General features: G+C 67.7%; 23 protein-coding genes and 1 other RNA gene. 12 read left to right on the forward strand and 12 right to left on the reverse strand.

Annotated features, from left to right (window positions below; genetic code table 11):
• The gene (locus BKA16_RS20330) at positions 1–1041 is read left to right on the forward strand and encodes an ABC transporter permease (protein WP_183372382.1); all 1041 of its coding nucleotides are present in this window, start codon (positions 1–3) and stop codon (positions 1039–1041) included.
• Between the two features lie 10 nt (positions 1042–1051).
• Entirely contained in the window at positions 1052–1390 is a 339-nt protein-coding gene (locus tag BKA16_RS20335) for a DUF488 domain-containing protein (protein WP_382425656.1), read from the forward strand.
• On the opposite strand, the gene BKA16_RS20340 is transcribed toward BKA16_RS20335, so the two are convergent.
• On the reverse strand, positions 1380–1928 hold the full coding sequence (locus BKA16_RS20340; RefSeq protein WP_183372383.1) for a TetR/AcrR family transcriptional regulator: 549 nt from the start codon (positions 1926–1928) through the stop codon (positions 1380–1382). The genes BKA16_RS20335 and BKA16_RS20340 overlap by 11 nt on opposite strands.
• Positions 1929–2086: 158 nt before the next feature.
• Here BKA16_RS20340 and BKA16_RS20345 point away from each other — a divergent pair, with 158 nt between their 5' ends.
• The 8 genes from BKA16_RS20345 to mdlC all read left to right on the forward strand — a co-directional run bounded on the left by BKA16_RS20345 (position 2087) and on the right by mdlC (position 14421).
• Entirely contained in the window at positions 2087–3733 is a 1647-nt protein-coding gene (locus BKA16_RS20345) for a long-chain fatty acid--CoA ligase (RefSeq protein WP_183372384.1), read from the forward strand.
• Between the two features lie 334 nt (positions 3734–4067).
• Entirely contained in the window at positions 4068–5093 is a 1026-nt protein-coding gene (locus BKA16_RS20350; RefSeq protein WP_183372385.1) for a CocE/NonD family hydrolase, read from the forward strand.
• Between the two features lie 109 nt (positions 5094–5202).
• Positions 5203–6858: an FMN-binding glutamate synthase family protein gene (locus BKA16_RS20355; RefSeq protein WP_183372386.1), complete on the forward strand. Its 1656-nt coding sequence runs from the start codon at positions 5203–5205 to the stop codon at positions 6856–6858.
• A gap of 111 nt (positions 6859–6969) precedes the next feature.
• Positions 6970–7737 (forward strand): SURF1 family cytochrome oxidase biogenesis protein, encoded by a 768-nt coding sequence (locus BKA16_RS20360; protein WP_183372387.1) that lies wholly within the window; start codon positions 6970–6972, stop codon positions 7735–7737.
• The gene (locus tag BKA16_RS20365) at positions 7738–9537 is read left to right on the forward strand and encodes a molybdopterin-dependent oxidoreductase (RefSeq protein ID WP_343067547.1); all 1800 of its coding nucleotides are present in this window, start codon (positions 7738–7740) and stop codon (positions 9535–9537) included.
• Positions 9538–9568: 31 nt separating this feature from the next.
• Complete coding sequence (locus BKA16_RS20370; protein WP_183372388.1) at positions 9569–11026, forward strand: NAD-dependent succinate-semialdehyde dehydrogenase; 1458 nt, start codon at positions 9569–9571, stop codon at positions 11024–11026.
• Positions 11027–11106: 80 nt separating this feature from the next.
• Complete coding sequence (locus BKA16_RS20375; RefSeq protein WP_183372389.1) at positions 11107–12762, forward strand: FMN-binding glutamate synthase family protein; 1656 nt, start codon at positions 11107–11109, stop codon at positions 12760–12762.
• 27 nt (positions 12763–12789) lie between these two features.
• Complete coding sequence (gene mdlC, locus BKA16_RS20380) at positions 12790–14421, forward strand: benzoylformate decarboxylase (RefSeq protein ID WP_183372390.1); 1632 nt, start codon at positions 12790–12792, stop codon at positions 14419–14421.
• 75 nt (positions 14422–14496) lie between these two features.
• On the opposite strand, the gene BKA16_RS20385 is transcribed toward mdlC, so the two are convergent.
• The 10 genes from BKA16_RS20385 to BKA16_RS20430 form a co-directional block, all read right to left on the reverse strand.
• Complete coding sequence (locus BKA16_RS20385; RefSeq protein WP_183372391.1) at positions 14497–15765, reverse strand: NAD(P)/FAD-dependent oxidoreductase; 1269 nt, start codon at positions 15763–15765, stop codon at positions 14497–14499.
• Positions 15766–16085: 320 nt separating this feature from the next.
• Positions 16086–16458: a transfer-messenger RNA gene (gene ssrA / locus BKA16_RS20390) on the reverse strand.
• A gap of 126 nt (positions 16459–16584) precedes the next feature.
• Positions 16585–17343, reverse strand: coding sequence for a hypothetical protein (locus BKA16_RS20395; protein WP_183372392.1), 759 nt, complete (start codon positions 17341–17343; stop codon positions 16585–16587).
• Positions 17344–17354: 11 nt separating this feature from the next.
• Positions 17355–17828: an SsrA-binding protein SmpB gene (smpB, locus tag BKA16_RS20400; RefSeq protein ID WP_183372393.1), complete on the reverse strand. Its 474-nt coding sequence runs from the start codon at positions 17826–17828 to the stop codon at positions 17355–17357.
• 34 nt (positions 17829–17862) lie between these two features.
• A complete protein-coding gene (gene ftsX, locus BKA16_RS20405) occupies positions 17863–18768 on the reverse strand; it encodes a permease-like cell division protein FtsX (protein ID WP_183372394.1) in 906 nt (301 codons plus the stop codon).
• Positions 18769–18801: 33 nt separating this feature from the next.
• Positions 18802–19488 (reverse strand): cell division ATP-binding protein FtsE, encoded by a 687-nt coding sequence (gene ftsE, locus BKA16_RS20410; RefSeq protein WP_183372395.1) that lies wholly within the window; start codon positions 19486–19488, stop codon positions 18802–18804.
• Between the two features lie 27 nt (positions 19489–19515).
• Positions 19516–19974: an Rv3103c transmembrane domain-containing protein gene (locus BKA16_RS20415; protein ID WP_183372396.1), complete on the reverse strand. Its 459-nt coding sequence runs from the start codon at positions 19972–19974 to the stop codon at positions 19516–19518.
• Positions 19967–20896: a mechanosensitive ion channel family protein gene (locus tag BKA16_RS20420; protein ID WP_183372397.1), complete on the reverse strand. Its 930-nt coding sequence runs from the start codon at positions 20894–20896 to the stop codon at positions 19967–19969. Before BKA16_RS20420 ends, BKA16_RS20415 begins: the two co-directional genes overlap by 8 nt.
• A gap of 5 nt (positions 20897–20901) precedes the next feature.
• Positions 20902–22014 (reverse strand): peptide chain release factor 2, encoded by a 1113-nt coding sequence (prfB, locus tag BKA16_RS20425; protein ID WP_183372398.1) that lies wholly within the window; start codon positions 22012–22014, stop codon positions 20902–20904.
• Between the two features lie 4 nt (positions 22015–22018).
• Entirely contained in the window at positions 22019–22375 is a 357-nt protein-coding gene (locus BKA16_RS20430) for a hypothetical protein (RefSeq protein WP_183372399.1), read from the reverse strand.
• Positions 22376–22448: 73 nt separating this feature from the next.
• On the opposite strand from BKA16_RS20430, the gene hisN reads away from it, so the two are divergent.
• Together hisN and BKA16_RS20440 are read left to right on the forward strand one after the other, a co-directional pair.
• Positions 22449–23246, forward strand: coding sequence for a histidinol-phosphatase (gene hisN, locus BKA16_RS20435; protein ID WP_183372400.1), 798 nt, complete (start codon positions 22449–22451; stop codon positions 23244–23246).
• A gap of 134 nt (positions 23247–23380) precedes the next feature.
• Positions 23381–23713 (forward strand): VOC family protein, encoded by a 333-nt coding sequence (locus tag BKA16_RS20440; protein WP_183373216.1) that lies wholly within the window; start codon positions 23381–23383, stop codon positions 23711–23713.
• 23 nt (positions 23714–23736) lie between these two features.
• On the opposite strand, the gene BKA16_RS20445 is transcribed toward BKA16_RS20440, so the two are convergent.
• Positions 23737–24396 (reverse strand): MBL fold metallo-hydrolase, encoded by a 660-nt coding sequence (locus BKA16_RS20445; protein ID WP_183372401.1) that lies wholly within the window; start codon positions 24394–24396, stop codon positions 23737–23739.
• Between the last annotated feature and the right edge of the window lie 90 nt (positions 24397–24486).

Below are 24486 nucleotides of genomic sequence, written 5' to 3' on the forward strand. Positions count from 1 at the left end.
ATGACGCCGACAGCCGTCGCCACGATCGCCGGGCTCGAAATCCGTCAACGCATCCGCTCCACCCGCTGGATCGTCACCGCGGTCCTGCTCTTCGCCCTGGTCAGCATGCTGGTCCTCGGCTCCCTGTACCTCGCTGTCGGCGTCGTCGGCGCCTCGTACCGGGGCTGGGCCGAGAACCTCCTCGACATCGTGCTCGGCGTCGTCCTGTTCCTCGGCTTCGCCGCCGCACCGACATTGAGTGCGACGTCGATCAACGGCGACCGCCGAGACGCGACCCTCGCCCTCGTACAGGCGACTCCGATCTCGTCGTGGGACCTCGCGCTCGGCAAACTGCTCGGCTCCTGGCTGTCGTCGCTCGCCTTGATCGGTGTCGCCCTCCCCTATCTGATCTGGGGCGTCGTCTCGAGCAGGACGTCCATCGGATACGGAGTCCTCGCGGTGGTGGTGCTGGCCGCGATCATGGCGTGCTACTGCGCGATCGGACTCGGGTTCTCCGCGCTGACCACCCGCCCCGCCGCCTCGGCGATGCTCACCCAGGCGGGCGTCCTGCTGCTGTTGATCGGCCTGCCGATCGCCTTCGGGTTCAGTTATCCGCTGACCGCGCAGAACCATTCGGTCCTCGTCGCCCAGCGCGACTACACCGAGGACTCCTCGGTTCCGTCGTGTCGTCTGGTGGAGCAGGACAAGGAGTTCAACCACACCGAGCGCTCGTGGTGGCTGCTCGCACCCAACCCCGTCCTGCTGGTCTCCGATGTACTCGCCGCGGGCGACGACGCCGCGCGCGACGGCCGCGGAACGGGTATCGCGGGCATGCTGGCACGGCTGCAGTCGTCCGCGCGGATCGGACCGGACGTGCGCGACGAGACCTGCGGCGACCTGTATGTGCGGACCGATGATCGGAACATGTCCGTGCGGATCGGCGACAGCTGGTTCATCGGACTCGCCGTGACGATCGCACTCGGTGCGGGCGGACTCTGGACGGCGGCTCGCCGGCTCCGCGTGCCCGCGGGTCCGCTCCCCCGCGGCGTTCGGGTGGCGTAGCGTCGACGGTGTGATCACCGTCGCCCGCGTCTACGATCCGCCGAACCCCGACCGGGTGTTCGTCGACCGGCTCTGGCCGCGCGGCATCCGCAAGGACGACCCGCGGATCGGGCACTGGCTCAAAGACGTGACCCCGTCGAACGATCTCCGGAAGTGGTACCACGCGAATCTCGACCGGTACGACGACTTCGTCGCGCGATATCGCGAGGAACTGTCCGACGGACCGGCCGCGACGGCGTTGACACAGTTGCGCACGATGGCCGAGTCCGGCGACGTGGAACTGGCGACCGCGGCCAAGGACGTCGAGCATTCGCACGTTCCGGTCCTGGTCGACGCCCTCACGTCCTGACGCCCAGCATGGCGCCGCACGCCTGGGCGACCTTGTCCGCATCGGGCTCCTCGCCGGTGATGGCCGTCGCGTAGACGAACGTCTCGGTGATCCGCACCAGGATGAGCGCCAGGTCGCCGACCGGCAACGGCGGATGCAGCCGCCCGGCGTCCACCTCCACGGCGATCGACTCCGCGACCCGGTCGACGATGCGCGGCTGCACCCCGCCCGCCCGGGTCGTCATGATGCGCCACGCCCGTTCGACATCCTGGTTGAAGAAGGCGCGAAAGTAGTCGGCACCGATCGCGAGCGTCGCGAACCCGTGCATCATCGACACGATCCGCGCGCCTCCCACACCGTGCGCCCGCCGGTCCGCCGCGGCCATCGACAGCTCCGTCAACGACCAGATGACCTCGGCGATGAGGCCGTCGCGGCCGTGGAACCGGCGATACACCGTGCTGCGATTGACGCCCGCGGCCGCCGCGATGTCGCCGACCTCGAGTCGTTGCCCGGAGACGAACCGCTCACGCGCGATCGCGAGCACTTCGTCCGATTTCATGCGCCGTTCATCTCCTCGATCCGCCACTGCACCATCTCAGTGGAATGGTGCACCACGATGTGACTAGTGTAGGGAATCAGCCGGAAGGGCGTGAAGCCGCTCACTTTTCGGTGGACATCGAGCGAGGCGACTCGTTCGGCGCGAACTAAGGAGACTTGATGATCCAGTCCACGATGCAGCACGGTGCACTCACCCTCTCGAGTCTGGTCGAGTACAGCCGACGCAGCTTCCCGGAGGCCCGAATCCGAACGTGGACAGGCGAGGGCTTCCGTGACCAGTCGTTCGCCGAGATCGGCGACCAGGGCGCCCAGATCGCCAACGCGCTGACCAAGCTCGGCGTGGAGCGAGGCGATCGCGTCGCGACCTTCATGTGGAACAACAACGAGCATCAGGCGCTGTACGCGGGCGTCCCGTCGATGGGCGCGGTGCTGCACACCCTGAACCTGCGGCTCTCCCCCGAACAGGCCGTCTTCATCATCAATCACGCCGACGACAAGGTGATCTTCGTCGACGCGACCGTCGCGCCGATGCTCGGCAAGTACCTCGAGGGCACCCCGAAGGTGCAGCACGTCGTGGTGGTCAACGGCCCCGCGGACGCGATCACCGCACCGGAGGGCATCACCGTCCACCAGTACGACGAGCTGATCGCGGGCGAGTCGGCCAGCTTCGACTGGTCGACGATCGACGAGAACGACCCCGCCGTCATGTGCTACACCTCGGGCACCACCGGCGACCCGAAGGGCGTCGTCTACTCCCACCGCAGCATCTACCTGCACTCGATGATCATCACCACGACGATGGGCATGCGGCTCTCGAGCCAGGACACGATGCTCGCGATCGTGCCCATGTTCCACGTCATGTCGTGGGGTCTGCCCTACGCCGCGATGATGGCGGGCGCGACGCTGATCATGCCCGACCGCTTCCTGCAGCCCGAGCCGCTGCTGGCCATGATGGAGGCCGGTCGTCCCACGCTGGCGGCCGCGGTCCCGACCATCTGGCAGGGCGTGTCGGCGCTGCTCGACGCCAAGCCGCAGGACATCACGCACCTGCGTGAGGTGGTGGTCGGCGGCGCCGCGGTCCCGCCCGCGATGATCAAGAAGTTCGACGGCTACGGCGTCCGCATCATCCACGCCTGGGGCATGACCGAGACCTCGCCGCTCGGCACCGTCGCACGGCCTCCGATGGGCGTCGAGGACGAGGAGAAGGAGTTCGCCTACCGCGTCACCCAGGGCCGCTTCCCGTCGCTGGTCGCCGCCCGCATCATCGGCGACGACGGCCAGGAGCTGCCGTGGGACGGCGACGCCTCCGGCGAGCTCGAGGTGTCCGGTCCGTGGATCACCGGCGCCTACTTCGAGCCCGAGGGCAACGTGGTCGACGACAGCAAGTTCGACGACGGCTGGCTGCGCACCGGCGACGTCGCGACGATCACCCCGGACGGGTTCATGACGATCGTCGACCGCGCCAAAGACATGATCAAAACCGGCGGCGAGTGGATCTCGTCGGTCGAGTTGGAGAACATCATCGCCTCCAACCCCGCCGTCGTCGAGGCCACCGTCATCGGCGTCCCCGACAAGAAGTGGGACGAGCGTCCGTTCGTCCTGGCCGTCGTCCGCAGCGAGGACGATACGGACGTCGAGTCGCACAAGAAGTTCCTCGAAGACCTGGTGCCGCGCTGGCAGATCCCCGAGCGCTGGTCGTTCGTCACCGAGGTGCCCAAGACGTCGGTCGGCAAGTTCGACAAGAAGCGGGTCCGCCAGCACTACGCCGACGGCGACTACACGGTCCTCGGCGATCCGGAGGCGTAAGCCGGAGAAGCCGGATCCGCGAAGACTCGCATCTTCCGGTTACCGACGGTAGCGTTGAGCTTGTTGTCGATCAACCGAGTGACGAGGAGAACACCATGATTGATCACGCACTGTGGGAAGCCCTGCAGAACAACCCCGACATCCTCGGCTTTCTCCGGATGATCTTCTCCGGACTGGCCTGATACGGACCACCCGACGGCCCGTGCACCGATTCACCCGGTGCGCGGGCCGTCGTCGTGTCGGCGACCGAGGTCGTCGTGCGCCTCACACGCGATATCGTTCAGTGCGCGTGCTGCTGCCGGTCTCCCGAGTGGACTCCGATTAAACTCGCGGTGTGAGCCGGAGGAAGAAACTGATGCTGACGGCGCTCGGGGTCGTCGTCGCGCTCGTCCTCGGCTGCACCGTGTGGATCCTGATCGCCAAGGATTACGCGTTCCACGAGGAGCGCGTCACGATTCCCGGGCCGCGAGGCGAACTGCACGGGGTTCTGGCCACACCGGCCGACGACGACGGACCGTACGGCCTCGTGGTCTTCGTGCACGACGACGGCGCGGTCGACGCCGCCGACGGCGACGCCTACAAGCCGCTGTGGGACGCCTTCGCCAAAGCGGGATTCGCCAGTCTGTCGTGGGACAAGCCGGGCGTGAACGACTCTCCCGGCGACTGGCTGGACCAGTCGATGCACGACCGCAGCGCAGAGGTCGACGCGGCGATCGCGTGGGCGCACACCCGAGACGACATCGACACCACACAGATCGGCGCGTGGGGTCTCGGCCAGGCCGGATTCGTCCTGCCCGTCGTCGCACAGGCCCGCCCCGACCTCCGGTTCATGATCGCCGTCGATCCCGCGATCAACTGGGCGCACCGTGAGGAGTTCGCCATCCGCGCCCGGGCGCACACCGACGACAAGTCGCCCGCCGAACTCGCCGCCGCCCTCGACCGCAACGCGCGACGCGTGCAACTCATGAACTCCGACGCCGACTACGCCGCCTACCTCGCCGCGGGCGTCGACGACGAGCCGGTGTCCGCAGCCCGGTGGGGGTTCCTCAAACGCAACCGTCTCGCCGATGCGACCGCGTCCCTGCGAACGGTCCCGATTCCCACCCTCCTGGTCCTGGGCGGCCGCGACCGCGACGTCGACATCACGCTGGCCGAACGGACCTACCGCGCCGAAGTGCCGCGCGATCTGCTGACCGTCAAGTCTTTCCCGGACGCGACGCACAACATGTCCCGCAACGACATCGAGTACCGCTCGGGCGACATCCGCACCGCGGGCCGCCGCCTCCTCTCCCCGAAGAGCGTGTACGCGCCGGACTATCTCGAGACCCTGCGCGTCTTCGCCAAACGCCAGACCGAGTGACCACGCGAGACGACGTGTCCGCCGACGGCGCGGTGATCACCGCTGGTCGCGCCTTCGTCCCGGGCTGCTCGACCGGTAGCCGCTAGGGTGGCACGGGAGGTTCTCGCACATGCTCAGATGGCTTGCTGTTCTCGCCGTATGGATTCTCGGCGGTTGTTCGATCCTGTTGGGGCTCTTCGTGTCCTGGTGGTGGCTCGTGCTGACCGCCGCGTTGGCTGCGGTGGCGCTCATCGGCTCGTACGATCTGCTGCAGCGCTCGCACAACATCTTGCGCAACTATCCGGTGCTGGGGCATTTCCGCTTCCTGATGGAATCGATCCGACCGGAGATCCAGCAGTACTTCATCGAGCGTGACGACGACGGCACCCCGTACGACAGGGACACGCGCACCGCCATCTATCAGCGGTCGAAGAATGAGAAGGACGTCGATCCGTTCGGCACCCAGCGCGACGTGTACCGCGGCGGCCACGAGTTCGTCCGCCATTCGGTGGCCGCGCGCCCCGCACCGGACGGCACCCCGGTGGTGCGCATCGGTGGTCCCGACTGCACGCAGCCGTACGACATGTCGCTGTTCAACGTCTCCGCGATGAGTTTCGGCGCACTCTCGGCGAATGCGATCCTGGCGTTGAACGGCGGCGCGAAGCTCGGCGGCTTCGCCCACGACACCGGCGAGGGCGGACTCAGCGACCACCATCTGGAGCCGGGCGGCGACCTGATCTGGGAACTCGGCACCGGCTACTTCGGCTGCCGGACCTCCGACGGTCGATTCGACCCGGATCTGTTCGCGCAGAAGGCGGCGACCCCGGCGGTCAAGTGCATATCGATCAAGCTGTCCCAGGGCGCCAAGCCCGGCCTCGGCGGGGTGATGCCCGGCCCGAAGGTCACCGCGGAGATCGCACAGATCCGGCACGTCCCCGCGGGTGAGACCGTCGTGTCTCCACCGTCGCACAACCGGTTCGACACCCCCGTCGGACTGTGCGAGTTCATCGGACAGCTCCGGGAGCTGTCCGGCGGCAAACCGATCGGCTTCAAACTGTGCCTCGGTTCGCGCAGCGAGTTCCTCGGCATCTGCAAGGCGATCCGACAGACCGGGATCGCGCCCGACTTCATCATCGTCGACGGGTCCGAGGGCGGCACCGGCGCGGCACCGATCGAATTCGAGGACAGTGTCGGCATGCCGCTGACGCAGGGGCTGATGACCGTGCACAACGCACTCGTCGGCACGGGTCTGCGCGAGAGCATCCGCATCGGAGCCTCCGGCAAGGTCACGAACGGAATCGACATCGTCACCCGCGTGATCCAGGGCGCCGACTTCACTCTCGCCGCCCGCGCGATGATGATGGCCGTCGGCTGCATTCAGGCCCAGGCCTGTCACACCAACAAGTGCCCGGTCGGCGTCGCGACCCAGGATCCGCGCCGCGCCCGCGCCCTCGACGTGGCCGACAAGACCCAGCGCGTCTACAACTATCAGCGAAATGTGATCGACAACGCCAAGCAGGTCGTCGCCTCGATGGGGTTGGAGAGTTTCGCCGAACTCCACCCGTCGATGCTGATGCGCAATGTGGGTCCGAACGAGTCGCGCACCTACGCCGACCTGTACGAGTGGCTGGCTCCGAACGAACTCCTCAGTCACACGCCGATGTCGTGGCGCGAGGACTGGGCGTGCTCGAGCGCGGACGAGTTCGTGATGACGGCCCACCACCATCCCACCCGCTCACACCGGACCCCGGCCATCACGACGGTGCACGGGCACCTGGCCGTGTAGCCCGGGCGGCGCTCCTCGGCGGCCGACGGCTCGACGCAAAGCCGTGCCGCGTAAGCGACAAACAGGTGCAACGGAGCGATACCGGCATCGGGATGTCGCACCGTTGACGGTGTGAACCGTCTCCGTACCCTGACACGGCCGGCCTGGCTGCTCGCCGCCGTCGCCACCCTGGGTTTCACACTCGCGTGTCTGCTCGTCCTCGCGCCGTGGCAGCTCGGCAAGAACGCCGCGGTCCACCAGCGGAACGAGACGATCGCCGACCCGACGGCCCCGATTCCGATCGAGGAGTTGCGGTCGCCGGACGCCTCTCCCCTCGCGACCGACGAGTGGCGCATGGTGACCATGACCGGCCGCTATCTGCCCGATCGGGAGATCGTCCTGCGTCGACGCTCCGCGCAGGGTCGCTCCGCCGTCGAGATCGTCAGCCCGTTCCAGCTGCCCGACGGAACGACGATCATGGTGAACCGCGGATACCTGCTCCGCGGGGCCGATGATCCGACGGACGCTCCGGCGCCGCCGACGGGCGACACGACCGTCGTCGGTCGGCTCCGTGCGCCCGAGGACACCGGGCGGTTCTCACTTCCGCGGGTCGACGACGACGAGGTCGTCGCTTATGCGCTCGACCCGACCCGCCTCGGCGACGCCGTCGGTCTGCGCGTCCCGCCGATGGCCGTGCAACTGGTCGCCGACCAGCCGGGGGTGCTCGGCGTCGTCGCTCCGCCCGAACCGGACGCCGGACCCTACCTGTCGTACGGCGTGCAGTGGATCGCATTCGGCGTCCTCGCGCCCCTCGGCCTCGTCTACGCCGCCCTCGCCTACACCCGGCGCAAGCCGGACCCGCGCCACAGGCCCACCGCACTGACCACGAAGGAAGGCTAAGTGACCACACACGAGTCCGGACGCACCGGCTCTTATCCGGAGTCGCTCGTCCCCCAGTCCGATCCCGTCGGCGTGACGGACGAACGGGTCGACATCCGCGAGTTCGCCGGCGGCCTGCCCCAGCACAAGGCGCGGCTGCCTCAGATTCGGATCGGCACCCGCTGGTACAACCCGTGGCTCGCATTGATCGTCGTCTCGGCGGTCGGCGCCCTCGTCTTCATCGCGATCTGCCAACAACTGCGCCAGTACGACTGGATGCAGAGTTTCATGGACACCTACCCCGGTACGTCCGACAGCTACGCGCAGACCGTCGACTCGGGTTTCCCGGCCTGGCTGCGTTGGCAGCATCTGCTCAACGCGATCTTCATGCTGTTCATCATCCGCGCGGGCATCCAGATCCTCGCCGATCACCCTCGCCTCTATCTGAACTCGGGCAGCACCCCCGGCACCGACTGGTTGCGCATCCGCGGACCTATTCCGGCCGACCGGCTCGACCAGAGCCGGCCGGACAAGGTCTGGACCGCCAAAGACGACGCCGTCGCCCTCCCGAAGTGGCTCGGCATCCCCGGTATCCGGCACTCCATCGGGCTCGCCCGCTGGGTGCACTTCAGCTTCGACCTGCTCTGGCTGATCAACGGGACGGTGTTCGTCGTCCTGCTGTTCGTCACCGACCAGTGGCACCGTCTGATCCCCACGTCGTGGACCGTCTTCCCGAACGCTCTGTCGGCGGCGATCCAGTACGGGTCGCTCGACTTCCCCGCCAATGAGGGCTACACGAATTTCAACGGCCTGCAGATCATCGCCTACTTTCTGACGATCTTCGTCGTCGCGCCCCTCGCACCGATCACCGGTCTGCTGCAGGCCCCGGCCGTCGCGGCGAAGCTCGGCACCGGACGCGGCCCGCTCAACCGCCAGGTGGCCCGCACACTGCACTTCTTCGTCCTCGCCTGGATGGTGTTCTTCATCCTCGTGCACACCGTGATGGTGTTCGTGACCGGTCTCGTCGGGAACCTGAACCACATCGTCCTGGGCGCGAACACCCAGTCACTGTGGCCCCTGCTCGTCTACGTCCTGGTGATGATCGCCGTCGTCGCGGTGTGGCTGGCGGCGAGCCCGTTCACCCTGCGCTATCCGCGACTCGTACAGAAGACCGGTCGCTTCCTGGTCGGGTGGATCAAGGGGCTGATGGAGTGGAGCAATCCGCGCGCGGACTACTCCGAGAAGGACATCTCGCCGTACTTCTGGCCCAACGGCACCATCCCGGTGTCGGACCGGTACCGCGAGATGCGGTCGAACAACTGGAGCGACTACACCCTCCTGGTGAACGGTCTCGTCGAGAACCCCACGACGTTCACGTACCGACAGCTCCTGGACATGCCCAAACACGAGCAGATCACCCAGCACTTCTGCATTCAGGGCTGGTCGGCGGTCGGCAAGTGGGGCGGCGTCCGGATGGCCGACATCCTGAAGATCGTGCAGCCCACGCCCGAGGCCAAGTACGCGGTCTTCTACTCGATGGCCTACGGCGGCGACGGCCCCGCCGCCGGACGGTACTACGACTGCCACAAGATCGAGCACATGAGCCGCGATCTGACGATTCTGGCGTACGAGATGAACGGTGAACCCCTCACCGAGACGCACGGTGCGCCGCTGCGCCTGCGCAACGAGGACGAACTCGGGTTCAAGCAGGTCAAGTGGATCGAGGCGATCGAGTTCGTCGAGTCGTTCGAGCACATCGGCCGCGGCCAGGGCGGCTACAACGAAGACCACGAGTTCTACGGCTACCGGATGCCGATCTGACAGCCCCACCGGAAACCCACGAAAGGTCATCATGACTGACAAGCAGACCCTCCTCTCATCCGTGCCCACCGGCCTGTGGATCGACGGCGCATCGGTCCCCGCCGCCTCCGGCAAGACGTTCCCGGTCACCGATCCGGCCACCGGCGACGTCCTGGTGGAGATCGCCGACGCCGGCGTCGACGACGTGCGGCGTGCCTTCGACATCGCGGTGACCGCCGGGCGGGCGTGGGCGACGACCCCGCCGCGCGAACGGGGTGAGATCCTGCGCGCCGCCTTCGAAGCCGTGATCGCGCGCACGGACGACTTCGCGATGCTCATGACATTGGAGATGGGCAAGATCCTGTCCGAGAGCGTCGGCGAGGTGAACTACGGCGCCGAGTTCCTCCGCTGGTTCAGCGAGGAGGCCGTCCGGATCCACGGCCACACGTCGACGGCTCCCGCGGGCAACGGGGAGATCGTCGTCGTCAAGGAGCCCGTCGGCCCGGTGCTCGCGGTGACGCCCTGGAACTTCCCGCTCGCGATGGGCACCCGCAAGATCGGTCCGGCCCTGGCCGCGGGATGCCCGATCGTGGTGAAACCCGCCCGCGACACTCCGCTCACCATGCTGTTGCTCGCGCAGGTGTTCGCCGACGCGGGACTGCCGCCCGGAGTGCTCACCGTCCTGCAGACCACGCATTCGGGCGACGTGTCGAGCACGTTGATGGCCGATCACCGTCTCCGGAAGATCTCGTTCACCGGGTCGACCGGCGTCGGGCGCGTGCTGATCCGCCAGTCCGCCGACCAGATCCTGCGCACCTCGATGGAGTTGGGCGGCAACGCACCGTTCCTCGTCTTCGACGACGCCGATCTCGACGCCGCCGTCGAGGGCGCCATGGCCGCCAAGATGCGCAACGGCGGCGAGGCCTGCACCTCGGCCAACCGTTTCATCGTGCAGAACGGCATCAGGCCCGCATTCACCGAGGCGCTCACCGCGCGTCTGGCCGCGATGAGGGTCGGCCCCGGATACGACGCCGACAGCGACCTCGGTCCCATCGTCAACGCCAAGCAGGTCGATCACATCGCCGGACTGGTCGACGAGGCCGTCACCGCGGGCGCCACGCTGCACACCGGCGGTCGCCGCGTCGACGGTCCGGGCAGCTTCTACGAGCCCACCTTGTTGACCGACGTGCCGGCGGGCTGCGCGATCCTGACCGAGGAGATCTTCGGGCCGGTGATCGTGATCTCCGGTTTCGACACCGACGACGAGGCGATCACCCGGGCCAACGACACCGACTACGGACTCGCGTCGTACTTCTTCACTCGTGACCTCGACCGCGCTAAGAGAGTGGCGCGCGCCCTCGACTACGGCCTGGTCGGGGTGAACCGCGGCGTCATCTCCGACCCGGCGGCGCCGTTCGGCGGCGTCAAGCACTCGGGTATCGGCGTCGAAGGCGGATTCGAGGGCATCGAGGAGTACCTCGACACCAAGTACATCGCGCTGACCAGCTGATCTCTCCTCGCCCGCTTCGTGTTTCTCCCGCGTCGGCCACAGCCCGTGCCGACGCTCCGTCAATCCAGGAGGTCCTTGTCATGGTCCGATGGCTCACCGTTCTCGCGACGTGGATAGTCGGCGCCGCCGGAATCGTCTTGACCGTCATGATGTCCCCGTGGTGGCTGTTCCTCGCGGTGCCGCTGCTACTGATCGCACTGCTCGGCACCTACGATCTGCTGCAGTCCCACCACAGCATCCTGCGGAACTACCCGGTACTCGGGCACTTCCGGTTCCTGCTCGAGTTCATCCGCCCGGAGATCCAGCAGTACTTCATCGAACGAGACAGCGACGGCACCCCGTACGACCGGAGTACGCGCACCACGCTGTACGAGCGCGCCAAGAACGTCAAGGACGTCGACGCCTACGGCACCCAGCGCGACGTGTACCGCCCCGGCTACGAGTTCGTCCGTCACTCGATCGGTGCCCGCCCCGCCGTCGAGGGCACCCCGCGCGTGCGCATCGGCGGACCGGACTGCACTCAGCCGTACGACATGGCCCTGTTCAACGTGTCGGCAATGAGCTTCGGAGCCCTGTCGGCCAACGCGATCCGCGCGCTCAACACCGGAGCCAAACGCGGCGGCTTCATCCACGACACCGGAGAGGGCGGGCTGAGCCCGTACCACCTGGAACCGGGCGGAGATCTCATCTGGGAACTCGGCACCGCGTACTTCGGCTGCCGGACCGCGGACGGTCACTTCGACCCGGACATGTTCGCGCAGAAGGTCACCGCGCCATCGGTCAAATGCGTGTCGATCAAGCTGTCGCAGGGCGCCAAGCCGGGGCTCGGCGGCGTCATGCCCGGTCCGAAGGTGACTCCGGAGATCGCCGAGATGCGTCTGGTGGAGCCGCACAAGACCGTCGTCTCCCCGCCGTCGCACAACCGCTTCCACAGTCCGGAGGGACTGTGCGAGTTCATCGGGCAGCTCCGTGAACTGTCCGGCGGCAAGCCGGTCGGTTTCAAGCTGTGCGTCGGCTCGCGCAGCGAGTTCCTCGGCATCTGCAAGGCCATGCTGACGACCGGCATCGCCCCGGACTTCATCATCGTCGACGGCGCCGAAGGCGGCACCGGCGCCGCCCCGATCGAGTTCGAGGACAATGTCGGTATGCCGTTGACCGAGGGCCTGATGACCGTCCACAACGCGCTCGTCGGTGTCGGTCTGCGGGACCGGATCCGGATCGGCGCCTCGGGCAAGGTCACCAACGGCATCGACATCGTCAAGCGAGTCATCCAGGGCGCCGACTTCACGCTCGCCGCGCGCGCCATGATGATGGCGGTCGGCTGCATCCAGGCGCAGGAGTGCCAGACCAACCGGTGCCCGGTGGGCGTGGCCACACAGGACACGAAGCGGTCGCGGGCACTCGACGTTCCGGACAAGGCCGAACGCGTCTACAACCTGCAACGCCACGTCGTCGACAACGCCAAGCAGTTCGTCGCGTCGATGGGGTTGGAGGACTTCGACGACCTGCACCCGTCGATGCTGATGCGGACGGTGGGACCGAACGAGTCCCGCTCGTACGCCGACCTCTACGAGTGGCTGGCCCCGGGCGAGCTGCTGTCCGATCCGCCGCAGTCGTGGCGAGAGGACTGGGAGGTCGCCCGGACGGACGCGTTCGTCCTGTCCGCCGCCCACCACCCCGATCCCAGCAGGCGCACCCCGGCGATCACCACCGTCAACGGCAAGCTCGCCGTCTGACCACCGACCGAAAGGCTTGAGAAGACGATGCCAACCGTACGCGAGGCCACCTTCGACCTCCTCCGCGAACTCGGTCTGACCACCGTGTTCGGCAATCCCGGCTCCACCGAGGAGACGTTCCTGCAGAACTACCCGGACGACTTCCGGTACGTCCTCGGCATCCACGAGGCGTCGGTGATCGGCGCCGCCGACGGCTATGCGCAGGCCACTCGCAAGCCGGCGCTGGTCAACGTGCACACGTCGGCGGGTGCCGCGAACGCGATGGGCACCCTGCTCAGCGCGTTTCAGAATCGGACACCGCTGATCGTCACCGCCGGTCAGCAGACCCGGGACATGCTGCTGCTCGATCCGTGGCTGGCCAATCACGATCCGCAGACCATCCTGCAGCCGTATGTGAAGTGGGCGTATCAGCCGGTCCGTCCCGAGGACGTGCCCGCGGCGTTCATGCGCGCGTACGCCGTCGCACTGCAGCCGCCGGCCGGTCCGGTCTTCCTGTCGATTCCGCTGGACGACTGGGACGCCGACTGTCCGATCCCGCTGGCCGTCCGTTCGGTCGCCGAGCGAGTGGCGCCGGATCCGGCGCGGCTCGCCGAGTTCGCTCAGGCGTTCGCGGCAGCCGAGAATCCGGCGCTGGTATTGGGCTCGGACGTCGCACGCGGCGACGGCTGGCAGCAGGCGGTGGCCCTCGCCGAACGGCTCGGAGTCAAGGTGTGGGCGGCGCCGAGCAGTGAACGGCCGCCGTTCCCCGAGGACCACCCGCTGTACGCGGGCGGTCTGCCGTTCGCGCAGGGGCTGCTGTCCGAGAAGCTCACCGGTCACGATGTCATCCTGGTGATCGGCGCGTCGGTGTTCCGCTACTACCCGTGGGTGCCCGGCCCCTACATCCCCGAGGGCTCCCGCCTGCTGCACATCACGTCCGATCCGGACGAGTCCGGGCGAGCACCGGTCGGCGACAGCCTCATCGGCGACGCCGTGCTCGCGATCGAGGCGCTGACCACTCTGGTTCCGCGGCGGTCGACGCAGATCACCGTCGAGCGGCAGGAGCACGGCATGGCGCCGCATCCGCCGATCGAGGGCTCGATCGACGATCCCGCCGACGACGGTCCGATGTCGGCACGCGCCCTGTTCCGAGTCCTGCGCGGCGCCAGTCCCGACGACACGGTGCTCGTGGAGGAGACGCCGTCGAATCTGGCCGATCTGCATGCCGAGTGGCCGATCACCCGGCCGGACTCGTTCTACGCGTTCGCCAGCGGCGCACTGGGCTGGGATCTGCCCGCGGCGGTCGGCGTCGCGCTCGCCGAGCGCGACAGCGGACGCAATCGTCCGGTCCTCGCGGTGATCGGCGACGGTTCGATGCAGTACTCGGTCCAAGCGCTCTACACGGCCGCACGGCAGGAGCTGCCGCTGGTCGTCGTCGTACCCGCCAACAGCGAGTACGCGATCCTCAAGGCGTTCGGCGCCCTCGAGAACAGTCCGAACGTTCCGGGCCTGGACATCCCCGGAATCCGACCGGCGGTTCTGGCGCAGGGCTACGGCGCCGAGGGCGTCGTCGCCCGGACGCCGTCGGAGGTCAGGGCGGCACTGGCGCAGGCGTGGACCCGCTCGGGTCCGACGCTGATCGAGGTGCCGATCGATCCGTCGGTTCCGAAGCTCGCCTGAGCACACGACGAGGGCCGCACGCGGGGTGCGGCCCTCGTCGTCAGGTATGCCGCCGTCAGGTACGCCGCCGTCCGGTCAACGCGGCCGGTTGCCGACGACGAACTGAGAGCGGCTGCGGGACAGGTAGTCGCGCGGCCAGCTCGCCAGGGCGCCGATCCGGGCCCGCGCCTGCGGGAGGAGCGCGGCGTGAACGGCCAGCCAGCTCGCGAAGGCGAGCGGCCCCGTGAGTTCGATCCGTTTGGGGCCGACCTCGGCGACGGCGGACATGCGGCCGATCATCGCCATGAACCCCTTGTCGACGTAACCGAACGGGCGTCGCTGTCCGCCGGTCAGATCGGCGACGATGTTGCGTCCCGCCCACTTCCCGGACTGCATGGCAACCGATCCCAACTGCGGCAGTGTTCCGCCCGACCCATCGGGGATGTTCGCCGCGTCGCCGAGGACGTAGACGCCGGGGACCCCGGGCGCGGTCAGATCCGCGTCGACGTCGACGCGGCCGCCGCGGCCGGTCTCCAGGCCCGCGCTCGCCACCACCGACCGGGCCTTGAGGCCGCCCGCCCAGACGACGACGTGCGCGGGCAGAGTGCTTCCGTCGGAGAGCGTGACGCCGTCGGCGCGGACCTCGCTGACGCCGGTGCCCATCAGCATCACGACCCCGAGCCTCTCCAGGCTGCGGCGGGTGTACCGCTGCAGCTTCTCGGAGAACGGTTTGAGGACTGTGTCGCCGTGGTCCACCAGGTGGACGGTGCAGCGACGGGGGACGGCGTCGTGGAAGTAATGCGGCAGCACGCGTTCGATGGTCTCGCCGATCGCTCCCGCGGTCTCCACTCCGGTGGGGCCGCCGCCGACCACGACGACGTCGATCGGTTCGCAGTCGCCGTGCGTGGCCGCCGCCGTGTCGGCACGGTCGAGTTGCTCGACCAGGCTGCTCGCGAGCGCGGTCGCATCGTCCACCGAGTACAGCGGGTAACTGAACTCGTCGGCGCCCGGTGTGCCGAAGTAGTTGACCTCGGCGCCCGCCGAGATCACCAGGACGTCCGACCGGAACACGGTGCCGTCGGGCAGCGTCACCGAGCGGTCGCGCGCATCGATCGAACTCACCTCGGCGGTGAGGACACGGACACTCGGATGCTTGCGGAACAGCGACCTCAGCGGGGCCGCGACATCGTTGGCGGCCAGCTGCGCGGTGGCGACCTGGTAGAGCAACGGCTGGAACTGCTGATAGTTGTTGCGGTCGATGAGCAGGGTTCGAATCCGCTCCTTGGCCAGACGCTGTGCGGCTGCCACACCGGCGAACCCGGCGCCGACGATGATGACCTGATAGTCGCGGACGGTGTCGGACATGCAGAAGCTCCCCTTGATTAGACGGTGAACCTGAAGCGTATGAGACGCGTTGCGCCACGGCATCGCATGGCGTGGATCGGCCTCCGACTGGCACGGCGTGGCGCGCGGACCGCGCTTCTCGCGCGAGTCCGTTCGGTTCGGTGACCCACCGCCGGTTCACGGCCCGCGAGCGTCGGCGAGGCGGCGTCCCACGGACTCGACCCGTCGTGTCCCTGATCCGCCCGGCCGCGACCTGTGGGCGCGATGTGGGCAGAACTCCGGATCGGGCCCGCCGACCGTCGAGAAAAAGCCCCTCACCTGCGGTGCAGGTGAGGGGCCTCGGGTGGAGCCGCCGGGAATTGAACCCGGGTCCTCCGTCACGTCAGTGGGGCTTCTCCGTGTGCAGTCCGCTGTGTCTCTACTCGGATCTCCCGGTCTCACGAACAAGCCGGGATGACGATCCCAGTCGCTGTTTGATGTCCTGCCTCCGTCCGCGACCGACGGCGACAGTGAGTTCCCTAGCTGATGCCGGCATCCGGTTCCGGGAACTTAGAACCGGGCCGACAGACTAGCCTCGCTGATCAGGCAGCGAGTGCGTAGTCGCGCTGATTGGAATCGGCGCTTAATTGGTTGCTGCGACGCTTACGGTGGTCTCCAGCCTGCACCGACACGCTTCCCCCACCTCGATGCACGTAGTCGAAACCGATCGGCCCCGAGATGGTGTCCCCTGTTTCCAGGAGACACCCCATCATAACCAATCCGACCGACACATTTCATCCCGATATCGACGGAGGGGTCTCGACTCCGCTCGACCGGCGAGAGAATCGGGCCGACCGGGACTCAGCCGATACGCAGCAGGGCGCTGTCGGTGGAAGCGACGAGGACGGTGAGCGCACCGCCGGAGGAGCGGATCCGGCGGCCGGTCCACACGTCGGTCGCCATGACGGAGTCGTCGCCCGCGAGGTTCACCTCGTCGATCTGAATGGACATCTCCCGCGCCGTGGAATCGTCGTTCGTCAGCGAGACGACGAGCCCCTGCGAACCGAGCGCCCGTGAGAAGCGGTTCGCGTCACCGCCGATCGGAGCTCCCGCGGTACGGCGGGCGTCCTGACTCACGGCGAGCACCTGCGCGTTCGTGACGGTCGCGATGTGCGCCGGGTCGAGCAGAGCGGCGTCGCCGGTGAACACCAGCGGCTCGGCCCCCATCACGTGCCGGGTGATCGCCGTCCTCAGCGCGGGCAGATCGGTGTCTGCCGCCATCGCCGAGGCGATCTCCTCGTCGCCGGTCGACACGACGTCCATCGACAGCCCGCGTTCGTCGAGATAGCCGTGGAGGGCACGATCGTCGAGAGGCGCCGGACGCTCGGCGTCGTCGCACAGGACGTACAGGGTCCGATAGCCGGCGTTCACCACTCCGTGGGCCACCAGGCCGTCGGCGTCGGCGCGGATCCGCTCCGGGGTCGACGCGCAGCCGTCGCCGACCACCCACCCCAGTACCGGTGCCGGGGGCGGCGCGGGAACTTCGGATGACGAGCACGCCGCCAGGACCAACGCGGCCAGCCCCGCGCCGACCGCCACGACCACGCGTGCCCCGATCATGTCGCGGTCCCTCACATGCCCTTCACGCGGCGGCCGACGACCCGCTCCACCTCGCGCTTGGCGGTACGCTCGGCGATGTCACGGCGCTTGTCGTGCGCCTGCTTTCCGCGCGCCAACGCGATCTCGACCTTGGCGTATCCGTCGGAGAAGTACATCTGCAGCGGTACCAGGGTCAGGTTGCCGTCCCGAATCTTGCCGATCAGGTTGTCGATCTCGCGGCGGTGCATCAGCAGTTTGCGCTTGCGGCGCGGCGCGTGATTGGTCCATGTGCCGCTTCCGTATTCGGCGATGTGCACGGCGTTGAGCCAGACCTCGCCGTCGTCGATCGTGGCGAACGCGTCGACGAGCGACGCCTTACCCTCGCGCAGCGCCTTGACCTCGGTGCCCCGCAGGACCATGCCCGCCTCGTAGGTGTCGAGAATGGTGTAGTTGTGCCGAGCCTTGCGGTTCGTCGCGATCACCGACTTGCCCTTGTCTCTGGGCACGGCTGACCTCCTTCGAGAATGTTCGTGCGTTCCATCATTCCCGAACGTAGACGCGCAGCGTCCCGTAGGCCGTCACACCGGCCAGGACGATGCCCGCCACGACCAGCCACGGCGAGACGAACCACACGTCGGCCGCGGTGATCCGCGCCAGGATGTTCACACCGTAGAGGTCCTCGAGCGCTTTGTCGAAGAAGAATATCTTGCCCAGGAACAGTCCGCCGATCGCCAGCAGCGCACCGATCACCGCAGCGATCACCGCCTCCAGCAGGAACGGCAGCTGGGTGTACCACCTCGTGGCGCCGACCAGTCGCATGATCGACACCTCCGTCCGTCTCGTATAGGCGGCTATCTGCACGGTGTTGACGATCAGCAGGATGGCTGCCACAGCGAGCACCGCGGCCACCGCGAACGCGGCGTTGCGTGCGCCGTCGAGCACACTGAAGATACGTTTGACCAGGTCACGTTGGTCCAGAACGCCGTCGACCCCTTCTGCCCGGGAGAATTTGTCGAGCACCGCGCCGAACCGGTCCGGATCCTCCATGCGGACGCGGAGTGCGCCCTGGTAGGCGTCCTTGCGGATGAAGTCGGCGAGTTCGGGCGAGTCCTTCTCCCACGACGCCTTGGCCGTGCGGAACGCCTGGTCCTGACTGATGAAGGTCACCGATCCGACGCCGGGCTCGGCTTCGAGGTCGTGCCGGAGCGTGGTGCACGGCGCCTCGAGACAGTTGGGGTCCTTCTTCGTCACCGCGTCGTTGATGAAGAACTGCATCTCGACGCGGTCGAGGAAGATCTTCTGGCTCTTGTCCGCCATCTGGATCACCAGCATTCCGCCGCCGAGCATGCCGAGGGTGATCGCCGTCGTCAGGATCATGGCGACGGTCATGGTGATGTTGCGGCGGAATCCGTTGAGGACTTCGCCGATGATGAAGTTCGCGCGCATCTGCTCGCTTTCTCGTTGGTCTGCGAAGTCGTCTCAGCCGATGCCGTACACGCCGCGCTCGTCGTTCCGGACCAGCTTGCCGCCCGAGAACTCGAGGACACGCCGCCGCATCGAGTCGACGATGTGACTGTCGTGGGTCGCCATCACGACGGTGGTGCCTCGACGGTTCACCCGGTCGAGCACCTCGACGATGCCCTCGCTGGTCTCGGGATCGAGGTTGCCGGTCGGTTCGTCCGCCAGCAGCAGTGCGGGTCGGTTGACGATGGCCCGGGCGATCGCCACCCGCTGCATCTCACCACCGGACAGTTCGTGCGGCATCCGCTCCGCCTTGCCCTCGAGCCCGACGTATTCGAGCGTCTCGGGCACCGCTTCACGGATCGTCGACGCGGGTTTGCCGATCACTTCGAGCGCGAACGCCACATTGTCGGCGACGTTCTTCTGCTGCAGCAGTCGGAAGTCCTGGAACACGCAGCCGATGGACTGCCGCAGCTTCGGCACCTCACGATTGCGGAGCGTGTTGACCTGGAAGTCCCCCACCTGGATGTCACCGGATGTCGGCTTGTCCTCTTTGAGCAGCAGACGGAAGAACGTCGACTTACCCGAGCCCGACGGGCCGATCAGGAATGCGAACTCGCCCTTGTCGATCTCGAAGGACAGGTCCGACAACGCGGGCCTGGTCGATTTCGGGTACTGCATCGTCACATTCGACAGCTTGATCACGTTGTCCAAGTGTACCGATCCCAGCGCTCATGCCCCGCCGTCGCTCGGCTGTGTCGCCTCCGGAACCGCGGTCTGCTGGGGTGTCGTGGTCGGCGTGGTCTGCTCGGGCGTCGATCGGCGCGGCTGTGCCGGGTTCGTCGTCCTGGTCTCCTGCTGTTCCTGCGCCGGGTCGGTCGTCTCGGTCGTGGTCTCCTGTGTCGACGGCTCATCCGTGGTGCTCGACGTCTCCGGCGTCGTCTCCACGGGTGTACTGCTGGTCGGCTCCTCGGTGGTCTCCGGTTCCTGTGTGGTGTGCGCCGGCGTCGTCGCGGACGACTGCTTCGCCGGGTAGTGCTCGGAGGAGAAGCCGTAGAACGCGAGCAGCGCGAACCATGCGACGATCAGCACCACCGTCGTCGTCCGCACGCGGGTGCGGTAGACGTGGCTGAGCTTGTCCATCAGCATCTCGAGACGTGTCCGCCCGTCCGGGGTCTGGTCATCACTCATCGCTGCCGTCTCCCACCACCTCATCGGCCACGGTCTGCGTGGCGGACGCGTTCTGCACCGGTTTGGCGACCATCACGCCGTGCTGGCCGAGTGCGAAGATGATCTCCGACCGCAGCGCCCGCCCGATGTCGAACTGCTGGCCGGGCAGCGTGCGCGCGACCATCCGAACGGTCGCCGAGTCGAGTTCCAGGCTGGTCACGCCCAGCGGCTGCGGCGGGTCGAGGAGCAGTCGGTGCCAATGCGGATCGTGATAGAACTTCTGGCCGACCTCGCGCAGCGTCGCGTTGACGACGTTGATGTCCGCATCGAGCGGCACCGGGACGTCGACCACCGATCGCGCCCAGTCCTTCGACAGATTGGTCGCCTTGATCATCTGACCGTTCGGGACGGTGATCAGCTCGCCGTCGGAGTTGCGCAGACGTGTCACACGCAGTGTCACGTCCTCGACGGTGCCCTGCGCCTCGAGTCCGCCGGTCACCGTCAGATTGACCACGTCGCCGTAGCCGTACTGGTGCTCGGCGATGATGAAGAAGCCCGCGAGCACGTCCTGCACGATGCGCTGGGCGCCGAAGCCGAGCGCACCACCGAGCACCGCGCTCAGTCCGACGAGACTGGACGTGGGCACCCACATCGCCAGCATCTTCAGTCCGACGACGATCACCACGACGGCGATCAGCGCCCACGCCACCACGTCGACCAGCGCGCGACGGTGTTTCATGTCCTCGGACTGGACGATGTCCTCACTGCGCTCGAAGCGCTCCAGAACATGCCTCGAATACCGTCCGGCCGCCCAGCGGATCAGGCGCGCGACGAGCACCGCGCCGATGATCCACAGAAGGATCTGCACGAAGTCGACCGCCAGCCACCGCTCCCACGCCCGCATCCACGACGGCAGGCCGAGTTCATCGACGAGGTAAGTCATGGGGGCTACTCGTTCTCGTCCATCCGCCAGCGGATTCCGGCCTCGATGAACTGGTCGATGTCGCCGTCGAGGACGTTGCTCGGGTTGTTGCTCTCCACGTTGGTCCGCAGATCCTTGACCATCTGGTACGGGTGCAGGACGTACGAGCGCATCTGATTGCCCCAGCTCGCGCCGGTGTCGGACTTGAGCGCGTCCATCTGCGCGCGCTCCTCCTGGCGTTTGCGTTCGAGGAGCTTGGCCTGCAGGACGCGCAGCGCCGCCGCCTTGTTCTGCAGCTGGCTCTTCTCGTTCTGACAGGTCACGACGATGCCGGTCGGCACGTGCGTCAGGCGGACAGCGGAGTCGGTGGTGTTGACCGACTGTCCGCCGGGGCCGGACGAGCGGTACACGTCCACGCGCAGGTCGTTCTCGTCGATGTCGATGTGGTCGGTGGTCTCGACGACGGGCAGGATCTCGACCTCGGCGAACGACGTCTGGCGCCGCCCCTGATTGTCGAACGGACTGATGCGCACCAGACGGTGGGTGCCCTGCTCCACCGACAGCGTCCCGTACATGTACGGCGCCTTGACGGCGAAGGTGGCCGATTTGAGGCCCGCTTCCTCGGCGTACGAGGTGTCGTAGACCTCGACGGAGTGGTCGTGCTGTTCGGCCCAGCGGATGTACATGCGCATGAGCATCTGCGCCCAGTCGGCGGCGTCCACGCCACCCGCACCCGCCCGGATGTTGACCACGGCTTCGCGAGCGTCGTACTCGCCGGCGAGCATCGTCTTGACCTCCATCGCCTCGATGTCGCGGCGCAGATCGGCACGCTCGGTGTCCGCATCGGCGACGGCCTCGGCGGCGGCGTCGCCCTCCTCGGCCTCGGCGAGTTCATAGAGGACCGGCAGGTCGTCCAGACGCGACCGCAGCTCGGACACACGACGCAACTCGGCCTGAGTGTGCGAGAGCTCGCTGGTCACCTTCTGCGCGTGGTCCTGGTCGTTCCACAGATCGGGGTCGGACGCCTGCATCTCCAGTTCGTCGATGCGGCGGCGAAGCTCATCGAGGTCGATCACCTTTTCGACGGTGGTGAGGGTCGCGTCGAGCGCTTCGAGGTCGGCAGAGGCTTCAGGATGCACCGATTCAGCCTACCGAGTCGGGCAGGGTGCCGAAGCGCCAGGTGGAATCCTCCTTGCCCGGCTTGTACACGACGGGCTGCTCGAGACCCGGATACGGTTCTGTCGCACCGGCGGGCAGGACGATGCGGCCGTACACTTCGGCGGGCGCCGATCCCGAGGCCACGATGGTCCCGGTGACGGTGCAGTTGCGGGCGCCGTTCTTGTCCGGGTCGCCCAGGACCGCACTGGTGACGGTGAGAGTGCCCTGCGCGTAGCCGCGGCCCGCGCTCACCGCTCCCCTGCCCGGTCCCCGCCGCATGATCAGGGAGATCGCACTGACGATGAGCAGCGCCACGAGCAGCACGGGAATCCAGGTCGGCATGGCGCCATGGTACCTGTGCGAGCTCGCCACGGCCGCCGCCGAGCCGCGGTGACGACTGGTAGCGTCGTCAGCCGTGGCTGCACTCTCCGACGGTTCCGTGTACGCGTCCGATCTGACCCTCGCCCTCGACCTCGCCGCTGCCGCCGACGAGTTGACGACGGCCCGATTCGGCGCCCTCGACCTGCGGGTCGACGCCAAACCCGATCTGACTCCGGTCTCGGACGCCGACCTCGCGTGCGAGCGACTGCTCCGCGACCGGCTGTCCGTCGCCCGTCCCGCCGACGCCGTGCTCGGCGAGGAGTTCGGCGGCGACCAGATCCTGACGGGTCGCCAGTGGGTGATCGACCCGATCGACGGCACCAAGAACTTCGTCCGCGGCGTGCCGGTGTGGTCGACGCTGATCGCACTGCTCGACGACGGCGTGCCCGTCGTCGGGGTGGTGAGCGCCCCCGCGTTGAACCGACGGTGGTGGGCCTCGGCCGGTGACGGCGCCTTCGCCGCGCACGACGGCGAGTCCCGCGCGATCGGAGTGTCGGGGGTACGCGACGTCGCCGAATCGTCGTTGGCGTTCTCGTCGCTGTCCGGCTGGGCCGACCGCGGAATCCGGGATCGGTTCGTCGATCTGACCGACCGGGTCTGGCGGGTCCGCGGCTACGGCGACTTCTTCAACTACTGCCTCGTCGCCGAGGGCGCCGTCGACGTCGCCGCCGAGCCCGAGGTGTCCCTCTGGGATCTGGCGCCGCTCGACATCCTGGTTCGCGAAGCGGGCGGGCGTTTCACCGCCCTCGACGGCGCACCCGGCCCGGCGGGCGGCAGCGCCGTCGCCTCGAACGGGCTTCTGCACGAGGAGATCCTCGCCGCGCTGCGGTGACGAATCGCCGGTCGCTGCCGCATCCGCGAGCCGGAGGACCGCAATTCCCTACCGCTGGCCGTCGATCACGCGTAGAGGTGGAGTCGACAACCGCCACCGACCACGAGGAGAACCACGTGACCGCCGAAGTGAAGATGATCATCCTGTCCACCGACGACCTGGACGCGTCCATCGCGTTCTATCAGGAGGCCGCGGGCATGGCGCTGAAGTTCCGCGACGGCGCACACTTCGCCGCCCTCGACGGCGGCGCCGTCACTCTCGCGCTCGCGACGAAGGTCGACCATCCGATCCACGGCCAGGTGGTCGTCGGCATCAAGACCGACGACGTCGACGCCGCGGCCAAGGCCGTCGAGGCGGCGGGCGGCGGCATCGTCGCGCAGCCGTACGACGACGCACACGAGCGCCGCGCCGTCGTCTACGACAACAAGGGCAACGGGCTGGTGTTCTACAGTCCGCTCCAGCGCTAGCCTCGGCCGTCAGACCTCAGCCGTCACACCTCGGTCGCCACACCCGCCTCGAGCACCTGGAACGTCGTTCCACTCGGCGCCATCCCGCCGATCCGCGCGTTGTGCGTGGCGATCCCGGCCGCCGACTGCACCGCCTGATGGATCGGGAACGCCACCCGCGGGTTCACCGCGCGCAGGTAGTCGACCGGCTCGCTGACTTTGAGCCACGGCGCCGCGGCCGGGATCGCGAGGACGTCGATCCGCTCGAACGGAATGTAGAGAGAGTCGCCGGGATGGCAGAACGCCCCGACCATCTCGTCCGTGTCGAGGACGTACGAGATGTTGTCGACCACGGGCAGTTCCGGGTGGATCACCGCATGGCGACCGCCGGTGCCGCGCACGGTGAACGCCCCCACCGACAGCACTTCGCCCGGTCCGATCACCGACCACGTGCCCGCGTCGCCCCGCTCGTTGAGCTGGGCCGCGGTCTGTGGATCGGCATAACGGACGGCGGCCGGGTTCGCGGCGACCAGCGCGGGCAGTCGCTCCGGATCGGCGTGGTCGGGGTGCTGATGGGTCACCAGGATCGCATCGAGTCCGGTCAGTGCCTCGAATCCCGACGAGAACGTGCCGGGATCGAACAGAACCCGTGTGCCGGCATGTTCGACGAGGACGCAGGAGTGCTGAAAGTGTGTGAATCGCATACCTTTAGACGGTAGTGGCCGAATGGGGGTGACAACCTTCTTACCGACGAGTAAGGTCTGTTCTTACTACGGAGTAAGAACATTGCTCCA

The sequence above is a fragment of the Gordonia humi genome (assembly GCF_014197435.1).
GTDB lineage: Bacteria > Actinomycetota > Actinomycetes > Mycobacteriales > Mycobacteriaceae > Gordonia > Gordonia humi.

Coding starts and splice junctions, on each gene's coding strand:
- BKA16_RS20330 (WP_183372382.1), top strand. CDS start 1: ATGACGCCGACAGCCGTCGCCACGATCGCCGGGCTCGAAATCCGTCAA.
- BKA16_RS20445 (WP_183372401.1), bottom strand. CDS start 24,396: ATGCGATTCACACACTTTCAGCACTCCTGCGTCCTCGTCGAACATGCC.
- BKA16_RS20440 (WP_183373216.1), top strand. CDS start 23,381: ATGATCATCCTGTCCACCGACGACCTGGACGCGTCCATCGCGTTCTAT.
- BKA16_RS20395 (WP_183372392.1), bottom strand. CDS start 17,343: ATGATCGGGGCACGCGTGGTCGTGGCGGTCGGCGCGGGGCTGGCCGCG.
- BKA16_RS20385 (WP_183372391.1), bottom strand. CDS start 15,765: ATGTCCGACACCGTCCGCGACTATCAGGTCATCATCGTCGGCGCCGGG.
- BKA16_RS20370 (WP_183372388.1), top strand. CDS start 9,569: ATGACTGACAAGCAGACCCTCCTCTCATCCGTGCCCACCGGCCTGTGG.
- BKA16_RS20340 (WP_183372383.1), bottom strand. CDS start 1,928: ATGAAATCGGACGAAGTGCTCGCGATCGCGCGTGAGCGGTTCGTCTCC.
- ftsX (WP_183372394.1), bottom strand. CDS start 18,768: ATGCGCGCGAACTTCATCATCGGCGAAGTCCTCAACGGATTCCGCCGC.
- BKA16_RS20345 (WP_183372384.1), top strand. CDS start 2,087: ATGATCCAGTCCACGATGCAGCACGGTGCACTCACCCTCTCGAGTCTG.
- BKA16_RS20355 (WP_183372386.1), top strand. CDS start 5,203: ATGCTCAGATGGCTTGCTGTTCTCGCCGTATGGATTCTCGGCGGTTGT.
- BKA16_RS20430 (WP_183372399.1), bottom strand. CDS start 22,375: ATGCCGACCTGGATTCCCGTGCTGCTCGTGGCGCTGCTCATCGTCAGT.
- mdlC (WP_183372390.1), top strand. CDS start 12,790: ATGCCAACCGTACGCGAGGCCACCTTCGACCTCCTCCGCGAACTCGGT.
- BKA16_RS20415 (WP_183372396.1), bottom strand. CDS start 19,974: ATGAGTGATGACCAGACCCCGGACGGGCGGACACGTCTCGAGATGCTG.
- BKA16_RS20375 (WP_183372389.1), top strand. CDS start 11,107: ATGGTCCGATGGCTCACCGTTCTCGCGACGTGGATAGTCGGCGCCGCC.
- BKA16_RS20420 (WP_183372397.1), bottom strand. CDS start 20,896: ATGACTTACCTCGTCGATGAACTCGGCCTGCCGTCGTGGATGCGGGCG.